Here is a 17,165-nt window from a genome sequence, read left to right as displayed (position 1 = left end):
GCGGCTGGTGAGAGCCCGCGGTTAGCTTTGTGTGTATAACTCATCCTGGAGCCGCCGGTTCGAAGAGGGCCGGACGCATGGGCTGCGTTAAAAGCTAAGGCCTTGTTAGAGGTTAGAGGGTACTTGGTGTACTGAATTTGGGTGGTACCGCGAATGGTTGATTCGCCCCGAAATTCCGTTGAGGAATTTCGGGGCTTTTTGTTGCTCCTCTAGTGTCTTTCGTGCCTTTATTGTCTTGCCATTTTTAAAATAGGAGGAATCTGTCATGTATCAAGGCTTTAAGAAGTACATTCCATTCCAGCCGGTTTCGCTGCCGGACCGCACTTGGCCGGATAAGGCGATTACCAAGGCGCCGGTATGGTGCAGCGTGGATCTGCGCGACGGCAACCAGGCGCTGATTGACCCGATGAACCTGGAGGAAAAGCTTCAGTTTTTTAAAATGCTGACGGATATTGGCTTTAAGGAGATTGAAATCGGGTTCCCTTCCGCTTCGGAGACGGAGTATGAAATCTGCCGGGCGCTGATTGAGCGGAATTTGATTCCTGACGACGTGACCATCCAGGTGCTGGTGCAATGCCGCCCGCACCTGATTCAAAAGACCTTTGAGGCAATCGACGGCGCTAAAAACGTCATCGTCCATTTTTACAATTCGACCTCTACCCTGCAGCGTAAGGTAGTCTTTAAGACGGATATGCAGGGGGTGACGGACATTGCCATAGAGGGTGCGAAGCTGGTGCGCGAACTGACGGAGAAGGAGGTTGCCCGCACGGGTGCCAATATCCGTTATGAATATTCGCCGGAGAGCTTTTCCGGTACGGAGATGGACAATGCCGTATATATCTGTGAGCAGGTGCTGGAGACATTGGGGGCGACCCCGGAAAAGAAGGTCATTCTCAACCTGCCCAACACGGTTGAAATGTCCACGCCCAACCACCATGCGGACCAAATTGAGTACTTCTGCCGTCACCTGAAGCATCGGGAGTGTGCCATCATCAGCCTTCATCCTCACAATGACCGTGGTACCGGCACGGCTGCGACAGAGCTGGGGCTTATGGCCGGCGCGGAGCGTGTGGAAGGAACACTGTTCGGCAATGGTGAACGGACCGGCAACGCCGATATTTTGAATATCGCCATGAATCTGTATTCCCAGGGTGTGGATCCGCGGCTCGACTTTTCGGATATCCCGCAAATCCGCAAAATCTATGAAAAATGTACGCGCATGACGGTGCATCCCCGCCACCCCTATGCGGGCGACCTGGTGTTCACTGCGTTCTCGGGTTCTCACCAGGATGCCATCAGCAAGGGTGTACAGTATATGAGTGAAAGCGGCACGCCCTATTGGGAGGTTCCGTACCTGCCGATTGACCCCGCCGATGTGGGGCGTGAATATGAACCCATCATTCGCATCAACAGCCAGTCGGGCAAAGGAGGCGCGGCCTTTGTCATGCGCCAGAGCTTTGGCTATGACCTGCCCAAAGCGATGCATCCCGAGTTTGGCGCCATGGTTACGGCGGCATGCGACGAGGCTGGCCGCGAGCTGAAGCCGGAGGAAATTTTCTCGATTTTCCGCAGGGAATATTTGGACCTGCGCTACCCTTACAATCTAAAGCAATATAAGCTGTTTGAAGAAAATGACACCGATTCCGACAATACCGTCGTTCATTTTGACGGCATCCTGCGCTTCCGCCATGAGGACCATCCAATCAGCGGTAAGGGCAACGGCCCCATCGCCGCGTTCTTCAACGCGCTGCGCGGCGTGGGTATTACCGATTATAAATTTGTATCCTATAGTGAGCACGCGGTCGACAAGGGCGCTGACTCCAAGGCGCTTTCCTATATCCAGCTGCGTACGCCGGAAGGCAAATCCGTGTTTGGCGTGGGGATGGACGGCAACATCAGCCTGGCCTCCATCAAGGGGATCATCTGCGCCATCAACCGGGCAGCCAATGAAAAGGAGCAAAAAGCTTAAGGCTCAACTATATATCGTTATGGAGGATAAAAAGATGAAGGAATATCAAGTAGTACTGCTGAAGGGCGACGGCATCGGCCCGGAAATTGTAGGGCAAGCGGCGCGTGTGCTGGAAAAGGCCGGGGAGCGTTTTGGCTTCTGTATGAAATTTGAGGAGGCGCTGCTCGGCGGCTGCGCCATTGATGCGGCGGGAACTCCGCTGCCGCAGGAAACGATTGACAAATGTATGCGTGCGGACTCTACGCTGCTGGGCGCCGTGGGCGGCCCTAAATGGGATGGGCTGCCGGGCAACCAGCGCCCGGAAAAGGGGTTGCTCGGCATCCGCAGCGCGCTGGGCCTGTTTGCCAACCTCCGTCCGGCGGTGATCTTTCCGGAGCTGCGGGAGGCCTCTCCGCTAAGACCGGAGATCATCGGTGAAAAGCTCGACATCATGGTGGTGCGTGAGCTGACAGGCGGCATCTATTTTGGGGAGCGCGGCCGTAGAACGCTGGAGGACGGCGCCGAGGCCGCCTATGACACAGAGCAGTACAGTGTGCCGGAGATTGAACGCATCGCGCGCGTGGCATTCTCCATGGCGCAGAAGCGTTCCCGAAAGCTGTGCAGCGTGGATAAGGCCAATGTGCTGGAGAGCTCCCGCCTGTGGCGCGCAACGGTGGAAAGGGTGGCGCAGGAGTACCCGGAGGTTGAGCTGAACCACTTGTATGTGGACAACTGCGCCATGCAGCTGGTGCGCAATCCCGGCCAGTTCGACGTGATCCTGACTTCGAATATGTTCGGGGATATTCTTTCGGACGAGGCGTCCATGATCAGCGGCAGCATCGGCATGCTGGCGAGCGCAAGCCTAGGTTCGGGCCGTGCGGGCCTTTATGAGCCGATTCACGGCTCCGCGCCTGACATCGCGGGCACCGGCAGCGCTAACCCGCTGGCAACCATTCTCTCTGCCGCAATGATGCTGAAATATTCTCTGGATGAGCCGGAGGCTGCCGCCGCCATTGAAGGCGCTGTCTCGGAGGTGCTTAAGCAATACCGTACACCCGACATTTATACGGAGGGCGCCCGGAGGGTCACCTGTGAGGAAATGGGCGGCCTGGTTTGCGAATATCTTGCAAAATAACGCGCGCTATATATGAAAAAACGATCGGGTGACAATATGCCAGAACAAAAACCTTCGGCGCTGACCTTTCGCAAGGGGCTGAGGGACGGCCTGCCTATCTGCCTGGGCTACATCAGTGTGTCGTTTGCCTTTGGCATGACGGTGGTGCAGGACGGCCTGCCCGTCTGGCTGGCGGTGCTGATTTCCATGACAAACCTGACCTCGGCCGGGCAGTTCGCGGGGCTTGCGCTGATTGTGGCGGGCAGCTCTTATGTGGAAATCGCTGTGACGACCTTTGTTATCAATATTCGCTATATGCTGATGTCGCTCTCCCTCTCGCAAAAGGTTGACGAGGCGATGACGGCCCTGCAGCGCTGGACACTATCCTTTGGTATTACGGATGAAATCTTTGCGGTTGCCAGCCAGCAGAAGGGGGCCGTCAACGCGCGCTATTTTTCCGGGCTAATTTTGATGCCGTATATCGGTTGGGCGCTGGGGACCCTGCTGGGGGCAACGGTAACGGAGCTGCTGCCGCCGGTTCTGCGCAGCGCGCTGGGCATCGCAATTTACGGGATGTTCCTGGCCATTATTATCCCGCCGGCCCGTAAGGCGAGGCCGGTCCTGTGGGTGGTGTTGTTTTCCATGGGATTGAGCTGCGCTTTCAAATGGACGCCGTTCCTCTCCGGGATTTCTTCCGGCTGGGTAATTATTATTTGCGCGGTGGCAGTCTCTGCTTGGGCGGCGATGCGCTACCCGGTGGACGATGTGCCGGCGGAAGAGGAAGGGGGCGCGCCGGCGTGAACTACCCTAGAATCCTCATCTGCGTAGCGGTTATGGCCCTGGTGACCTATCTTCCGCGGGTGCTTCCGCTCGCAATTTTTCGTAAAAAAATCAATAACCGCTTTGTCAAATCCTTTCTGTTTTATGTACCCTATGCGGTTTTGGCGGCCATGACATTCCCGGATATTTTATATTCAACGTCCAGCATGGTTTCCGGCCTGGCCGGCCTGCTGACGGCGCTGCTGCTGGCGTATTTCGGCAAGGGCTTGCTGACAGTGGCGCTCGGCGCTACAGCGGCGGCGTTCCTCACCGAGCAGCTTTTATTGCTTTGCGGCATGCTGGCCTTCTAATGCTTATGCGGTTTTTCTGCGGCAAGTCCGTGGGAGGGCCGCTTTGTTTTTTTATAGATTTATGGTAAAATAACAATTAAGAGATCTTGCAGAGAGGATCTCTGCCGGGATGGGCTTTACCGCGCGAAAAGCACGCGGTTGTTTTTACGGCTATATTACTGAACGGATGGGGGTACCGGTTTGATTAAGCTGATTGCGTCTGACATGGATGGAACGCTGGTTAAAAGCGACGGCACGCTGGATGGGGAAATTTTTCCGCTAATTGAGCAGCTTACCGCACGGGGTATTATTTTTGCGGCAGCCACCGGCCGGCAGCTGCTCAATATTGAGGAGCTGTTTGCGCCTGTTGCGGAGCGGCTTTTGTACATTACACAGAACGGCGCGCATGTTTCCTACCAGAAGCAGACCCTGGCCTCGTGCGGGCTTTCAGCGGAGTTGGTGCTTTCCTGCCTTGACGAGGCAGCGTCAATCCCGGATTTTTACCCGATTGTCTTCGACGAAAGCTACGGCTATGTTCAACATGAGGACGAGCGCTTTCAACGGATGCTGGAAAAGTTTAACATCATTCATCGTAAGGTGCCGGATCTCAGGGCTCTGGCAGAAACGCACCCGCTTTTACGCTTTACCGGCTGTGATTTCAGAGACACGGAGCAAAACGGCTGGAAACGCCTGCAAGCCTGTATTGGGGCGCGGGCGCAGGTTACCTTTTCCAGCGCCATGTGGCTGGATGTGGTGGCAAAGGGGGTCAGCAAGGGCGCGGCGATGCAGAGCATCCAGCAGCGTTTGCAGATTGCCCCTGAGGAGGTGATGGCGTTCGGAGATTTTTACAACGACCTGGAGCTGATCGGCGCCGTTGGGCACAGTGTAGCAATGGCGAACGCCTGCGAGGCGGTGAAAAAGGCCGCCCGCTATGAAACACGCTCCAACGATCAGGGCGGGGTGGTCTGGGCGATTCAGCATTATTTGCGGGAAGGGAGCCTATGTAGCCTGCGGCGCGTTTAAACGCCGCAGGCGCTTGCCGGGCCTTAATCCCGTTTTTGAAGCTCCCGGATATTTTCCCGAAGGGCTTCAGCGGAATGCCCGCTTTTCTGGAGCAGGCGCAGCTGTGCATCCTCGGGAAGTGAAGAAAAATAGCCCTCAAAATCAGAATCGCCGTGCAGCAGGTCAACGCCGCCTAAAGCGATATAAAGGCCAGAATTCCATCCGGCTTCTTCACCGGGCAGGCCAACAGGGATGTTATTGATCATCGGTTGTGCCCTTCTTTCATGATAGGCCGGTTGACAGACCAAATAAAATCGAATCAGGAGAAGGGAGGCCTAATTTTATTTTATCTCCCGGCTGCGGTCAAAATCGCAGCCAAGCTGTATTCGTTCTTGCGCTTTTAAATCAAATTCGTTTATAAAATAAAATTGCGGCTTCGCTCCTCGTTACTTATTTTATCTGGAACCGATGCGCTTAACCGTGTTAATGCCTGCCAGTTTTGTGAGAAATTTGCAAGAAAAAGCTGCCGGTCATGTTCCGGCAGCTTTAAAAAAATATTTTTTCAAATTAATTCAGCTCGGCCATCCAATACTTGCGGTCCAGGCTGCGGTACTGCACAGCCTCGGCGGCATGGTATGGCTGAATGATTTCACTGCCGTCAAGGTCGGCAATGGTACGGGCAACCTTGAGTACCCGGTCGTACGCACGGGCGGAGAGCCCCATGGTTTCAAAGGCTTTTTTCAGCAAAAGCCTGGCGTTGTCACTCAGAACACAGATTTTTTGCAGGCGGTCGGGGGTGATTCGCGCATTGCAAGAGATATTGCTGCCCGTGTAACGTTGGTTTTGCAGCGTTCGCGCTCTGTTGACGCGCTCCTGGATAGCGGCGGAGGACTCTGCGGGTTTCGTTGAGGCCAGGGCGTCGAATTCAACCGGCGGGACCTCAATATGCAGATCCAGCCGGTCCAGCAGTGGGCCGCTGACCCGCGACAGATAACGGGAAACAGAAGCCGCGGTACAGGTGCACGCCCGCGTGGGATGCCCGAAATAGCCGCAGGGGCAGGGGTTCATGGCGGCGACGAGCATAACGGAACAGGGGTAGGAAACCGTACCGTTGACACGGGAAATCGTCACCCGTCCATCCTCAAGCGGTTGCCGGAGGACCTCCAGCGCCGCACGGGAGAAAAAGGGCAGCTCGTCTAAAAAGAGTACGCCGTTGTGGGCAAGCGACAGCTCCCCGGGCCGGGGAAGGGTTCCTCCGCCGGACAGCCCCGCAGGGGATACAGTGTGATGCGGCGAGCGAAAGGGCCGATGGCGTACAAGAGCGGAGCCGTTGGGAATGGTGCCGGCGATGGAATGAATTTTTGTAGTCTCAATCACCTCTTCAAAGGCCATGTCCGGCAAAATGGAGGGAAGCCGCTTGGCGAGCATGCTCTTACCGGAGCCCGGCGGGCCGATCAGAAGAATATTGTGGCCGCCCGCGGCGGCGATCTCCAGGGCGCGTTTGGCCTCTTCTTGGCCGCGTACCTCGGAAAAATCCGGCCAGAAGGTTTGACTTTGACAATCCTGGCCCGAGGGGCTGCAGGGCGGAAGGCGCTTTTGACCCGAGAGATGGAGAAACAGCTCCTCGACGGTCTTCGGCGCATACACGGTAAGCCCGTCGACGGCGGCGCCTTCCGCACCGTTTTCAGCCGGGACAAAAAGCGTGTGAAACCCGCGCTCCCTTGCGTGTATGGCCATGGGCAGCACACCGCGAATCGGCCTCAGCTCGCCGCTTAGAGAGAGTTCTCCCACCAGAGCGCAGCCGTCAACGGCTTCCGCGGCAATCTGCCCCGTAGCGCACATCAGGGCGGTGAAGAGCGGCAGGTCATAAAGCGATCCCTCCTTGCGCTGATCGGCAGGGGCAAGGTTAATAGTGATTTTGTTGACCGGAAAGCTGAACCCGCTGTTCTTCATGGCGGAACGAACCCTGTCCCGAGACTCCTTTACAGAGGCATCCGGCAGGCCGACAATATCAAAGGCGGGGATTCCAATGCTCAAATCGGCCTCAACCTTCACGGTAAATGCATCCATTCCCCATAGGCCCATGCTGTGTACCTTGGCGACCATAGGCGCACCTGCTTTCCTGTTTGTTTTTTTGTATTATACCCCAGCTAAAGAATTGGTTTAGTTCATTATTGGAATAAAAGACTGAAATTTGACAGAAAACCGAAATAAAAGGCGGAATATGTATTTTTATTTAGAATAGACAGAGCTTATATTGCCGCTTTAAAAGGGGTTCTGGCGGTGAAAATTCCTAAAATATAAAAGGCGTCGAAAAGTATTTTATCTTTTTAATATATTTTTAGCAAAAGTGAGCAGAAAATCAGTTGACTTCTCCAGAGGAATGATGTATGATTATCTAAACTAAAAGAATGTTATTTCCGTTGGGGTGTTTTAGCTTGCAGAATGTTTGCCAGGAAGATGACTGGGGGAACCATACGGACAGCCAGCTTTCTGCTCTGGTGCGGGATGGCGTGGCGGAAGCTTTTGTTGAATTGGCGGACCGTTTTATGCCTTTGATTAAAGTGAAGGCGCGTTCATTCCACAGTATGTCGCTTGAAATAGATGATTTGTGCCAGGAAGGGCTTTTGGGGCTACTGGATGCAGCTGAACATTATCAGTCAGGCAGTGAAACCGCTTTTAAAGCATACGCCGGTGTCTGTATTCAAAACCGAATGATGATGGCTTACAGAAAGACGAAAAGCCAAAAGCGTTTGGGGTTGGGCCGTTTCGTGTCGCTCAGCAACATGGAAGAGGAAACGGACTTGCCGGACTGCTCTCAAAATCCGGAGGATCTGGTGCTGGACGGCGAGAATGTAAGCCGGATTAAAAGGCAGATCAGCCGTTCGCTTTCACCGTTTGAACAGAAAGTCCTTTTCTATCACTTAGACGGATGCCCTTATGCTGAAATTTCGGAAAAGCTTTCCGTTACAGAGAAAGCGGTGGACAATGCCCTGCAGCGTGTGCGCAGGAAATTGAAGCAATCCTTTCATTAATCATGTTGCGTGTTCAACATTCTATATGCCCGGGTAGCTTAATCTAGAGCGTTGTAAATCAAAGGCGTCGGTTGAAATCCGTCTATGGGCAAAATATCTTTATTTCAAAGCGAGGTAAATTCAAATGTACGAAGACAAGACTCTCATCTGTAAAGAATGTGGCGCTGAATTTGTTTTCACCGCCGGTGAGCAGGAGTTCTATGCTTCCAAGGGCTTTGTAAACGAGCCCCAGAGATGCAAGGCCTGCCGTGATGCGCGCAAGAATGCTTCCAAGCCTGAGCGCGAGATGTTTACCGCCATTTGCGCGAGCTGTGGCAAAGAGGCAAAGGTTCCCTTTAGACCCCGCGAGGATCGTCCTGTATATTGCAGTGAGTGTTTCGCAAAGATGAGAGAAGAATAATATAGATCCGTATTTTCTTTTCGTAAAATACCCCGTGGGTTTACCCGCGGGGTATTTATTTTTGGTATTGCAAAAGAGAGAATGGGGTATTATAATAAAAACCAAGGTTTTATGAAGAAAAGGAGGTATATCTAAATGGCTTCAATTACAAAAGATACACTGATTGGCGATATTTTGACGCTTGATGAGACAACGGCGCCCTTTTTCCTGGAAATGGGTATGCATTGCCTGGGCTGCCCGGCTTCCCGCGGCGAGTCCTTGGAAGAAGCATGCATGGTTCACGGTGTGGATGTGAATGAGATTTTAAATAAGATCAACGAGCACATCAAAGATAAGTAAGCCGGAAAACCGCCGCCCGCCTGATTGACGGGCGGCTTTTTTGTGAGGTGAGTAAAATGCCGCGCCCTTTGTTTACACTTGAGCCTCGCCTTCAGCTGTGCGCGGATTGGGTGCGCCCCGGGGTAAAGATGGCGGATATTGGCACAGACCACGGCTATCTGCCGATCTGGTTGGCAAAGCAGGGAAAGATTTCACACGGAATTGCAGCAGATATTGCGCTGGCTCCTCTGCGGGCCGCCCAGCGCAATATCGACCGCTACCATGCGCAGGGCCTTGTTCATGCGCGCCTCTCCGACGGACTGGCGCAGGTTTTTCCTCATGAGGCGGACGATGTGGTGATTGCCGGCATGGGCGGTGAAAACATCCGGGAAATCATCCGTGCGGCAGCATGGCTGAGAAACCCGGAAAAGCATTTGATTTTGCAGCCCATGTCCTCCGCGGAAGACCTGAGGCTTTATCTGGCTCAAGCCGGATTTTTCATTGAAAGAGAGCAGGCTGTGGCGGAAAAAAAACATATTTATTCGGTGCTGTTGGTCCGCTACCTGGGCGCGGTGGAGGTTTTCAGCGCTGCCTACCCGTATATCGGCAGGCTGGATGCCGCCGCTGCGGAGAATAGAGCCTATCTGAGGCAAAAGCTGGCCGGCCTGCGCAAAATGGAAACAGGAGCGCGCTGTGCGGGCAAAACGGCTGAGGCCGAGCAATATGCGGCCGCAGGGGCGGAGATAGCAGCCTTGCTGGAAAGCGCGGAAGGGAACGGTGAAGCATGAATACAGTCGGGGAAATCTATCGGTTTATAGATGAAATCGCTCCGTTTCATACGGCTATGGACTTTGACAATGTGGGTTTGCTGGTTGGGGATGAGAAGCAGGCAGTTGATCGGGCCTTGGTGGCGCTGGATATTACTCCCGCGGTAGTGGAAGAGGCCTCGGCCTGCGGTGCACAGCTCATTGTCAGCCATCACCCGGTTATTTTTACCCCGCTGCGCCGTCTTACGGCGGGCAGTCCCCCTTTTTTGTTGGCTCAAAAAGGAATTTCCGCCATTTGTGCACACACCAATCTGGACCTGGCGGCAGGCGGAGTGAACACGTGTCTGGGCGAGGCCCTGGGGCTGAAACAGCTGAGCCTGTTAACAGAGTACCAGGGCTCCGGCTTGGCGGAGACCATGGCCGGGGAGTTGGATCAGACGCTTTCTCCGCGCGCTTTCGCGGCGTATGTGAAACAAAGGTTGGGCTGTGAAGGGCTGTTCTATGTGGAGGGCCGCTTGCCCGTTCAAAGAGTCGGCCTTTGCAGTGGCGCGGGCGGGGGCCTGATGCCGGGACCCGAGGCGGGGATACAGGCGTTTGTCACCGGCGAGGCCAAGCATCATGAGCTGCTACAGGCGGAAGCGGCAGGCATCACGCTGGTGGCAGCCGGGCATTATGACACGGAGGCGGTGGCGGTTTCTCCTCTTGCCGCCCGTTTGGCACAGGAGTTCCCCTCAGTGGCGTTTCAGGCCGCGAAAACCATGCGGCGGCCTGCGCGTTATCTATAAGGTGTGGGTAATAACAAGTTGAAGATGGAGAACAGGGGATCATGCCTATTATTTTGGGCGCCATCTTTTACGTTCGGCCGCGGCCCGGGAGAGTCAGCCGCAGCCGGTAAGGACGGAGGGTACCGTCGCCAAAGCAAAGCCTTTGGGCGATCTGTAAACAAAAGTTAGAGAGGCATGGTAGGCGAATGAGGGCACTGCCCAGAACGGGTAACGGGCCGGCGGCCCGCAAGCCGGCATTCGCCACACAAACAATTCCGGCCGTGGCCGGGAATCAAACCGGATTGAAAAGGAGGGTGTGACCAGTGGCGCTGGATGGTTCTTTTTTAAGGCATTTAAAGGTAGAGCTTGAGTCCCGGGCACTTGAGGCCAGAGTGGACAAGGTCTACCAGCCAAACAGGGAAGAAATGGTTTTGCAGATGAGAACGCGTACGGATCATTTTAACCTGCTGCTTTCTGCTCGAGCGAACAGCGCGCGCATTCATTTTACCAGGTCCATTCCGGAAAATCCCAAGCAGCCGCCCATGCTGTGCATGCTAATGCGCAAACGGCTGTCCGGTGCCCGCCTGCTACGGGTAGAGCAGCAGGGGCTTGACCGTGTGCTGCGTCTGGTCTTTGACGCCGTAAACGAGCTGGGGGACCGGGTGGAGCTTTCTATTTACATGGAGATTATGGGGCGCTACAGCAATATTATTTTTGTGGACGAACAGAATAAGGTCATCGATTCGCTGAAGCGGGTGGATGCAGAAATGTCCTCGGCACGCCTGGTGTTACCGGGACTCAGCTACCAGGCGCCGCCGCCGCAGGACAAACGATGCGCGCTTGAGGTACCGGCTGAAGAGGTGGTGGCGGGCCTCCGTACCGGCAATAGCGACATTGCGCTTTCCAAAGCTCTGCTGAATACCCTGCAGGGTGTTTCGCCGGTTGTGTGCCGGGAGCTTTCCCACCAAACGCTGCGCGGGGCGGACCGCACGCTGTATGAGCTGACCCCGGAGCAGTGGGATCGGCTGCGTTTTTTCCTCTCAAGGCTTTTTGATACCGTTCGCCGGGCGGACGGCGTGCCCCATATGGTTGCAGATATGACTGGAAAGCCAAAGGATTTTTCCTTCATACCGATTGAGCAATACGGCTTAAGCGCCATTGTCAGCCGAAAAGAGACATTCTCCGTGCTTTTGGAGGACTTTTATGGGGAGAAGGACCAGATTGAGCGCATGCGCACGCGTGCCCAGGATATTCTGCGCCTGCTCACCAATACGGCGGAACGGCTGGAGCATAAAATTGGCAAGCAGCGCCTGGAGCTGGAGCAATGCGCCAAGAGGGAAGAGCTGCGCTTGTGCGGCGAGCTGATCAACGCCAACCTGTACCGGCTGCAAAAGGGAATGGCGGCGGCTGAGCTTGAAAATTTTTATGAGGAGGGCCTGCCCCTGCTCCGCATTTCGATGGACCCGCTGCTTACGCCCGCGCAGAATGCCCAGAAATATTTTAAGGAATACCGAAAGGCCAATACAGCCGAGAAATATTTGACGGAGCAAATCGCCCTGGCGGAGGAAGAGCTGCAGTACATCGACACGGTCTTTGAGGAGCTCAGCCGTGCGCAGACAGAACGGGAGCTGGCGGAAATCCGGCAAGAGCTGGTGGAGCAGGGCTATATCCGTCCACCCAAGGGCAAGCAGAAACCGCCGCAGGGGACGCAGCCGCTTTCCTTCCTGTCCAGTGACGGCCTGCCGATTTTAGTCGGCCGCAACAACCGGCAAAACGATCAGCTCACCCTAAAAAAAGCTGCCAATAATGATTATTGGTTCCACACTAAGAACATTCCCGGTTCCCACACCATTTTGGTTACAGGGGGAAAGGAGCCGCCGGAGAGCTCCATGCTGGAGGCTGCTCAACTTGCGGCTTATTTCAGCAGGGCGCGCGAGTCCGCCCAGGTGCCGGTGGATTATACACAGGTGCGCAACGTCAGCAAACCGAGCGGCGCGAAGCCCGGCCGGGTGATTTATGTTGGTTACAATACTGTTTATGTAACGCCGGGCCCGGCGTTGCCAGAGCAGCTGACAAGGTCATGAGGCGCGCCTGAAAAAGCGTTTTCCGGATATTTACAATATTGAAGGAAACCTCCGCCAGATTTAAAGATAATTTGTGAATTTTTTCTGTTTCGTCGGGAAAAGGGTTGCATTTCTGTAACAACTATGATAGACTGTAACCAACTTGTTACAAAATGGTTACAGTTCAAAAGAAATCAATAACAAAAATGAGATAAATTACAGGAATGTTTCATGACTGGTTCAGGGAGGGACCCTTCTCCATGCGAAAAAAAGTTTTTAAGCGTGTAATGGCTGCAATGATGGCGTTGTTTACAGCGGCTGCGGTTCATATTGCCGCCCCGGCAACCGTTGAGGCGGCGGGCGGAAAAACCGGCGCCGGCCTGGCTGAATTTGCAATTATGGCTTACAATCAGGGCTGGAAATATCAATACGGCGCAGCCTCTTGGGGGGTAACCGATTGCTCCGGCTTGATGTATGTTTATACGAACGGCGCTACACCGCGGAGCAGTTCCGGGCAAATCAACGGCTCCAGTGAATCGGGCCCTATTTCCTCCATTCCGAGAATACATGGCCTGGGCCTATGGAAACCGGGACATGTGGGCGTCTATGTGGGCAACGGCATGTTTGTGGATAACAGCGAGCCCGGCGTCAATATGCGTTATCAGGCTGTCACCACAAGGCTATGGGGAACATCGGCCCGCTGGTATAAGGTGCCCGGCGTGTCCTATCCTACAACGGGCTGGGTGACATTTAACGGCAATAAATATTATTATGAAAACGGCCAGTATGTAGTCAGCTGTACCAAAACCATCGACGGCACGTCTTATACCTTTAACGCCAACGGAACGGTCCAGGGCGGCGGCCCCTCGGGCGGGGATACCGCAAATCAGGTGGCGGCGCCGGCTGGCGGCAGTGGACAGGCTGCCGCGAAAAGCGGCTCCTCCAGTACGGCGAGCCCGGCCCCAAAGACTGTACAGGAGCCGTCCTATACAAAGCTGTCCGTGGGCGCTCAGGGATCGGCGGTCAAGTCCATGCAGCAGCGTCTGAGCGACCTGGGTTATTATTATGAGGGAATCAACGATTATTACGATTATGCGCTTTATGATGCAATCGCGCTCTATCAGAAGGAAGCGGATCTGGAAGTGACTGGCGAGGCGACGGTCGAGACGCAAAAAAGCCTCTTCGGCAGCAACGCGCCGGAAAACCCCAGCAAGGGAACCATTTACCCTGACATGCACAGCAGTCTGGTTCATCAAATGCAGGAGCGTTTGGTGGAACTGGGCTACATGAGCGGAGAAACAAGCACCTTTTATGGCGAGGCGACTAAGGCAGCGGTTTTGAAATATCAAAAGGCTGTAGGCTTGGAAGAGAACGGCATTATGGATGCCGCAGCGCTGGAGGGGCTTTATGCCGAGAGCGCGCCCAAAGCTGTCCGTGTAGAGGATCTTGCGGATGCCACCGCTTTTCTGTGTAACCTAGCGGTGGACACTACGGGCCAATATACGCCGGTATCTTCAGAAATTTCCACCGCTTCTCTTACGAGGAGCGACGATACGGCCAGTAAAGCTGCCCGATCGGCCTTTATTCCTACGGTTGAAGCTGCCGTGATGACGGCGGAAATTGAGCCCGCCGAGGAGGACAATGGCAACAGTGTGGTTGCTTTCCTGCTGGTAGTGCTTTGCGTTAGTCTGACCTCGGTGATCTTTGTATTCCGCAAAATGCGGATAAACGGCCAGACAGTGGTTCTTGCGGAGAGAGTGCAGGGTATGGCAGGCGGCCTATTGAAAAAAATAAAAAAATAATCCTGCTGGAATTTAGCACAAAGCCTTCCCGCTGCGTTATATCGCGGCAGGAAGGCTTTCATTTTACGGAATATTTTGTAATAAAGGCGCCCGCGTGCAGGCTTCTTTCCACAATGGACGCAGGCCGGAAGAGCGCTGCGCCAGAGAGGCTCAGCTGTCCGCTTCCGTAAGCTCTTCGGAAAAATCGGTTACGATCTGCCGGCTGCAATCTGCCGGAGAATAGGTGAAACGATCCATATGTGCGCCTTCAAAGAAATAGACCGGCGCACTGGGACGATATGTATAATCGAAGGTGTCAATGATGACGAGCTTTACCTTCATGCGGTTGGGAAGAATGCTTTTAATATATACACTTGCCTGCTGGCCCGGCAATACGTTTTCCTTTGCCTCCGCAAGCCCCGCCAGATTTGGCGCCAGCTCAACGAAAATCCCATAGGGCTCTACGCTGCGGATAATTCCCGCAACGGTTTCCCCAGCATGAAAGCGTGAGACGTTTTCCTCCCAGGTGCCAAGCAGTTCTTTATGGCTCAGTGTGATGCGGTTGCCTTCAATAGACTTGACGACAGCCCTGATATCCATGCCCACGGCAAAGCGCTCTCTCGGGTGGTCAATGCGGGAGACGGAAATGGCGTCGATTGGCAGCAGCGCTACAACGCCGCAGCCAATATCCGCGAAGGCGCCGAAATTCTCCAGGTGGGTAATTCGGGCGTTGACAACATCTCCTGGGCTTAATTGGCGGATGTAGCTGTTCAGGCAGTCTTCTTGCGCGGCTCTGCGGGAGAGAATGGCGGTTGTGCGGCCTTCCTCATCCTTTTGAAACCCGGTTACGGTAAAGCAGACAGGGCGGTTTACACGGGAGATAATGGCAATATCCCGCACGCTGCCTTCTTTTATACCCAAAGCGCCCTCTTCACGGGGAATAATCCCCTTGCAGCCGCCCAAATCCACCAGTAAATTATGCTCGCTGTCGCAGACAAGCGCCCGTCCCTCTAAAATAAGCCCCTCTGCGCAGGCCGCTGTAAGCGTGGATATATTTTGCATGGCCGTTCTGTTTTCGGGGGTGTCAATTCTCCACCCTTCAGGGCTGAAATTGCTGTTCATTAAACAAACCTCCTCTTTTATCTTCCGTTTATCTATATGCGCCGGATTTACCGCGCATACTGAAAAGGGATGTAAATTAGGATTATTTTCTAAAGTTTTCCAGGCGGCTTGCATAATTGGCCGAAGTATATTAAAATGGTAGACAACCGAACAAGGTATTATATTTGGAAGGATGTTTGTTAGTATATGAAAAAAATAGTTGCGGCTTTGTTGGCCGGGGTAATGATAGTGGGGGCGGCCGCGGGCTGCCAAAGTGAACCAGCGAGCGGCGGTACAGAGTGGAATATTCGCCCGGACGATGGCAAAGAGGTTGGCTACCAGCTGGATAAGCCGGCAGACGGCGAAGAAATCGCGGTTCTGACCACCAACATGGGTGAAATCAAAATCCGTCTTTTTCCGGATGCCGCGCCAAAGACCGTACAAAATTTTAAGGAGCTGATTCAAAAGGGCTACTACAATGGCGTGACCTTCCACCGCGTAATCAACGATTTTATGATTCAAGGCGGAGACCCGGAGGGAACCGGCCAGGGCGGCGAGAGTGCTTTTGGAGAAGATTTTGAAGATGAATTTAATACCAATCTGCTGAATCTGCGCGGCGCGCTGTCTATGGCGAATGCCGGCGCAAACACCAACGGAAGCCAGTTCTTTATTGTACAGTGCTCTGATAAGCTGACGGATGATACCGCCGAAAACGCTATGCTGACCATGTACATGAATCGTTTTATACGCGTAGCAAAAAAAGAGCTGGCAGATAAACAGGCGGCAGGGGCCAGCGATGAGGAGCTGCAAACGCTGGTCAATGAGCTGAACCAGGAATTGTCGGATAAACAGGCGGCGGGCGTCCCGGAAGCGGATAAGGCTGTTTTAGAGAAAGCGGTTGATGTTTACAGGCAGATCGGCGGTACGCCGCACCTCGATTATCTGCATACGGTTTTCGGCCAGGTATTTGAAGGCATGGACGTTGTAGATGCGATTGCCGCGGTTGAAACCGCTGACGATAAGCCGGTGGAGGATGTCGTGATTGAGAAGGCGGAGCTGGTTACCTATCATGCGGAATGATCGGTTATTTTCGGACAATACCGAAAAATAACGGACCCGTGCCATGGGTAACGGCACACGGTAGGTGCAGGGGCTCGGCGCTTCTCGGAAAATAGATTAAAAAGCATATGAGAAAAGGGGTGCTGGAAATGGCTGAAGTCATTCACGCAACAAAAAATGATTTTGATAAGCTGCTGGCAGATAACGCGGTGGTCTTGGTAGATTTTTGGGCGACCTGGTGCGGTCCCTGCCGGATGGTTGCGCCGATTATGGAGCAATTAGCGGTTAAATATGCCGGGCGCGCGGTGATTGCCAAGGTCGATGTAGATGAACAGAATGAACTGGCGGAACGGTTTTCCGTCATGAGCATTCCAACGGTTATTGTCTTTAAAAACGGGACGGCTGCCGCAAAATCGGTTGGCTCACGTTCCTTTGACAATTACTGCGACATGCTGGACGGAGCGCTGGCATAAAACCGGCGGCCTCGCTGCCGTATATAAAAACAGGTCCCTGCGTACGGCTGTTTCCCCTGATGCGGGAGGAGCCGTACGCAGGGATCTGTTTGTTCATGCGTTTTTTCTGTGCGGAAGCCCAGCAGCGTTTTCATGAGAAACTAAAAAAGGGTCTTGTTATCGGGGGAAAATCATGCTACAATAGCGGCGAAATGAAGACCGGCCAGAATGGTTCCGGCGGGAGGAGTTTGA

Annotated in this window: 17 protein-coding genes and 1 other annotated feature (1 of these 18 cut by a window edge); of the genes, 14 read left to right on the top strand and 3 right to left on the bottom strand. The window is 54.1% G+C overall.

Annotated elements, in window-relative coordinates; genetic code table 11:
* Nucleotides 1–173, top strand: a binding site (T-box leader) (it extends 51 nt beyond the left edge of the window).
* 92 nt (nt 174–265) lie between these two features.
* The 5 genes from leuA (at nt 266) to DPQ25_RS03105 (ending at nt 5,194) form a co-directional block, all read left to right on the top strand.
* A complete protein-coding gene (leuA, locus tag DPQ25_RS03125) occupies nt 266–1,969 on the top strand; it encodes a 2-isopropylmalate synthase (protein WP_112331703.1) in 1,704 nt (567 codons plus the stop codon).
* A gap of 34 nt (nt 1,970–2,003) precedes the next feature.
* Nucleotides 2,004–3,083, top strand: coding sequence for a 3-isopropylmalate dehydrogenase (leuB, locus tag DPQ25_RS03120; protein WP_112332023.1), 1,080 nt, complete (start codon nt 2,004–2,006; stop codon nt 3,081–3,083).
* A gap of 12 nt (nt 3,084–3,095) precedes the next feature.
* Nucleotides 3,096–3,863 (top strand): AzlC family ABC transporter permease, encoded by a 768-nt coding sequence (locus DPQ25_RS03115; RefSeq protein ID WP_242978199.1) that lies wholly within the window; start codon nt 3,096–3,098, stop codon nt 3,861–3,863.
* Nucleotides 3,860–4,192, top strand: coding sequence for an AzlD domain-containing protein (locus DPQ25_RS03110; RefSeq protein ID WP_112331701.1), 333 nt, complete (start codon nt 3,860–3,862; stop codon nt 4,190–4,192). Before DPQ25_RS03115 ends, DPQ25_RS03110 begins: the two co-directional genes overlap by 4 nt.
* Nucleotides 4,193–4,372: 180 nt before the next feature.
* Complete coding sequence (locus DPQ25_RS03105; protein WP_112331700.1) at nt 4,373–5,194, top strand: HAD family hydrolase; 822 nt, start codon at nt 4,373–4,375, stop codon at nt 5,192–5,194.
* A gap of 23 nt (nt 5,195–5,217) precedes the next feature.
* On the opposite strand, the gene DPQ25_RS03100 is transcribed toward DPQ25_RS03105, so the two are convergent.
* Nucleotides 5,218–5,439: a hypothetical protein gene (locus DPQ25_RS03100; RefSeq protein WP_112331699.1), complete on the bottom strand. Its 222-nt coding sequence runs from the start codon at nt 5,437–5,439 to the stop codon at nt 5,218–5,220.
* 301 nt (nt 5,440–5,740) lie between these two features.
* Nucleotides 5,741–7,279 (bottom strand): YifB family Mg chelatase-like AAA ATPase, encoded by a 1,539-nt coding sequence (locus DPQ25_RS03095; protein WP_112331698.1) that lies wholly within the window; start codon nt 7,277–7,279, stop codon nt 5,741–5,743.
* Between the two features lie 332 nt (nt 7,280–7,611).
* Here DPQ25_RS03095 and DPQ25_RS03090 point away from each other — a divergent pair, with 332 nt between their 5' ends.
* The 7 genes from DPQ25_RS03090 (at nt 7,612) to DPQ25_RS03060 (ending at nt 14,322) form a co-directional block, all read left to right on the top strand.
* Complete coding sequence (locus DPQ25_RS03090) at nt 7,612–8,208, top strand: sigma-70 family RNA polymerase sigma factor (protein WP_177576809.1); 597 nt, start codon at nt 7,612–7,614, stop codon at nt 8,206–8,208.
* 124 nt (nt 8,209–8,332) lie between these two features.
* A complete protein-coding gene (locus DPQ25_RS03085; RefSeq protein ID WP_112331696.1) occupies nt 8,333–8,608 on the top strand; it encodes a zinc-ribbon domain containing protein in 276 nt (91 codons plus the stop codon).
* A 135-nt stretch (nt 8,609–8,743) separates the two neighbouring features.
* A complete protein-coding gene (locus DPQ25_RS03080; protein WP_112331695.1) occupies nt 8,744–8,947 on the top strand; it encodes a DUF1858 domain-containing protein in 204 nt (67 codons plus the stop codon).
* A gap of 56 nt (nt 8,948–9,003) precedes the next feature.
* Nucleotides 9,004–9,714: a class I SAM-dependent methyltransferase gene (locus tag DPQ25_RS03075; RefSeq protein WP_112331694.1), complete on the top strand. Its 711-nt coding sequence runs from the start codon at nt 9,004–9,006 to the stop codon at nt 9,712–9,714.
* Nucleotides 9,711–10,478 (top strand): Nif3-like dinuclear metal center hexameric protein, encoded by a 768-nt coding sequence (locus DPQ25_RS03070; protein ID WP_112331693.1) that lies wholly within the window; start codon nt 9,711–9,713, stop codon nt 10,476–10,478. Before DPQ25_RS03075 ends, DPQ25_RS03070 begins: the two co-directional genes overlap by 4 nt.
* A 302-nt stretch (nt 10,479–10,780) precedes the next feature.
* On the top strand, nt 10,781–12,541 hold the full coding sequence (locus DPQ25_RS03065) for an Rqc2 family fibronectin-binding protein (RefSeq protein ID WP_112331692.1): 1,761 nt from the start codon (nt 10,781–10,783) through the stop codon (nt 12,539–12,541).
* Nucleotides 12,542–12,780: 239 nt separating this feature from the next.
* Nucleotides 12,781–14,322, top strand: a complete 1,542-nt coding sequence (locus DPQ25_RS03060; RefSeq protein ID WP_177576808.1) for a peptidoglycan-binding protein — start codon at nt 12,781–12,783, stop codon at nt 14,320–14,322.
* Nucleotides 14,323–14,472: 150 nt separating this feature from the next.
* Here DPQ25_RS03060 and DPQ25_RS03055 read toward each other — a convergent pair whose 3' ends face one another.
* Entirely contained in the window at nt 14,473–15,423 is a 951-nt protein-coding gene (locus DPQ25_RS03055) for a S1 RNA-binding domain-containing protein (RefSeq protein WP_112331690.1), read from the bottom strand.
* A gap of 186 nt (nt 15,424–15,609) precedes the next feature.
* On the opposite strand from DPQ25_RS03055, the gene DPQ25_RS03050 reads away from it, so the two are divergent.
* Both DPQ25_RS03050 and trxA read left to right on the top strand, forming a co-directional pair.
* Complete coding sequence (locus tag DPQ25_RS03050) at nt 15,610–16,482, top strand: peptidylprolyl isomerase (RefSeq protein ID WP_112331689.1); 873 nt, start codon at nt 15,610–15,612, stop codon at nt 16,480–16,482.
* 128 nt (nt 16,483–16,610) lie between these two features.
* The gene (gene trxA / locus DPQ25_RS03045; protein WP_112332022.1) at nt 16,611–16,934 is read left to right on the top strand and encodes a thioredoxin; all 324 of its coding nucleotides are present in this window, start codon (nt 16,611–16,613) and stop codon (nt 16,932–16,934) included.
* The last annotated feature ends 231 nt before the right edge of the window (nt 16,935–17,165 follow it).

Origin of the sequence: Hydrogeniiclostridium mannosilyticum (assembly GCF_003268275.1) — a bacterium.
Taxonomy (GTDB): Bacteria; Bacillota; Clostridia; order Oscillospirales; family Acutalibacteraceae; genus Hydrogeniiclostridium; species Hydrogeniiclostridium mannosilyticum.
Note: the sequence above shows the minus strand (reverse complement) of the source record. Positions and strands in the feature narration are given on the sequence as shown.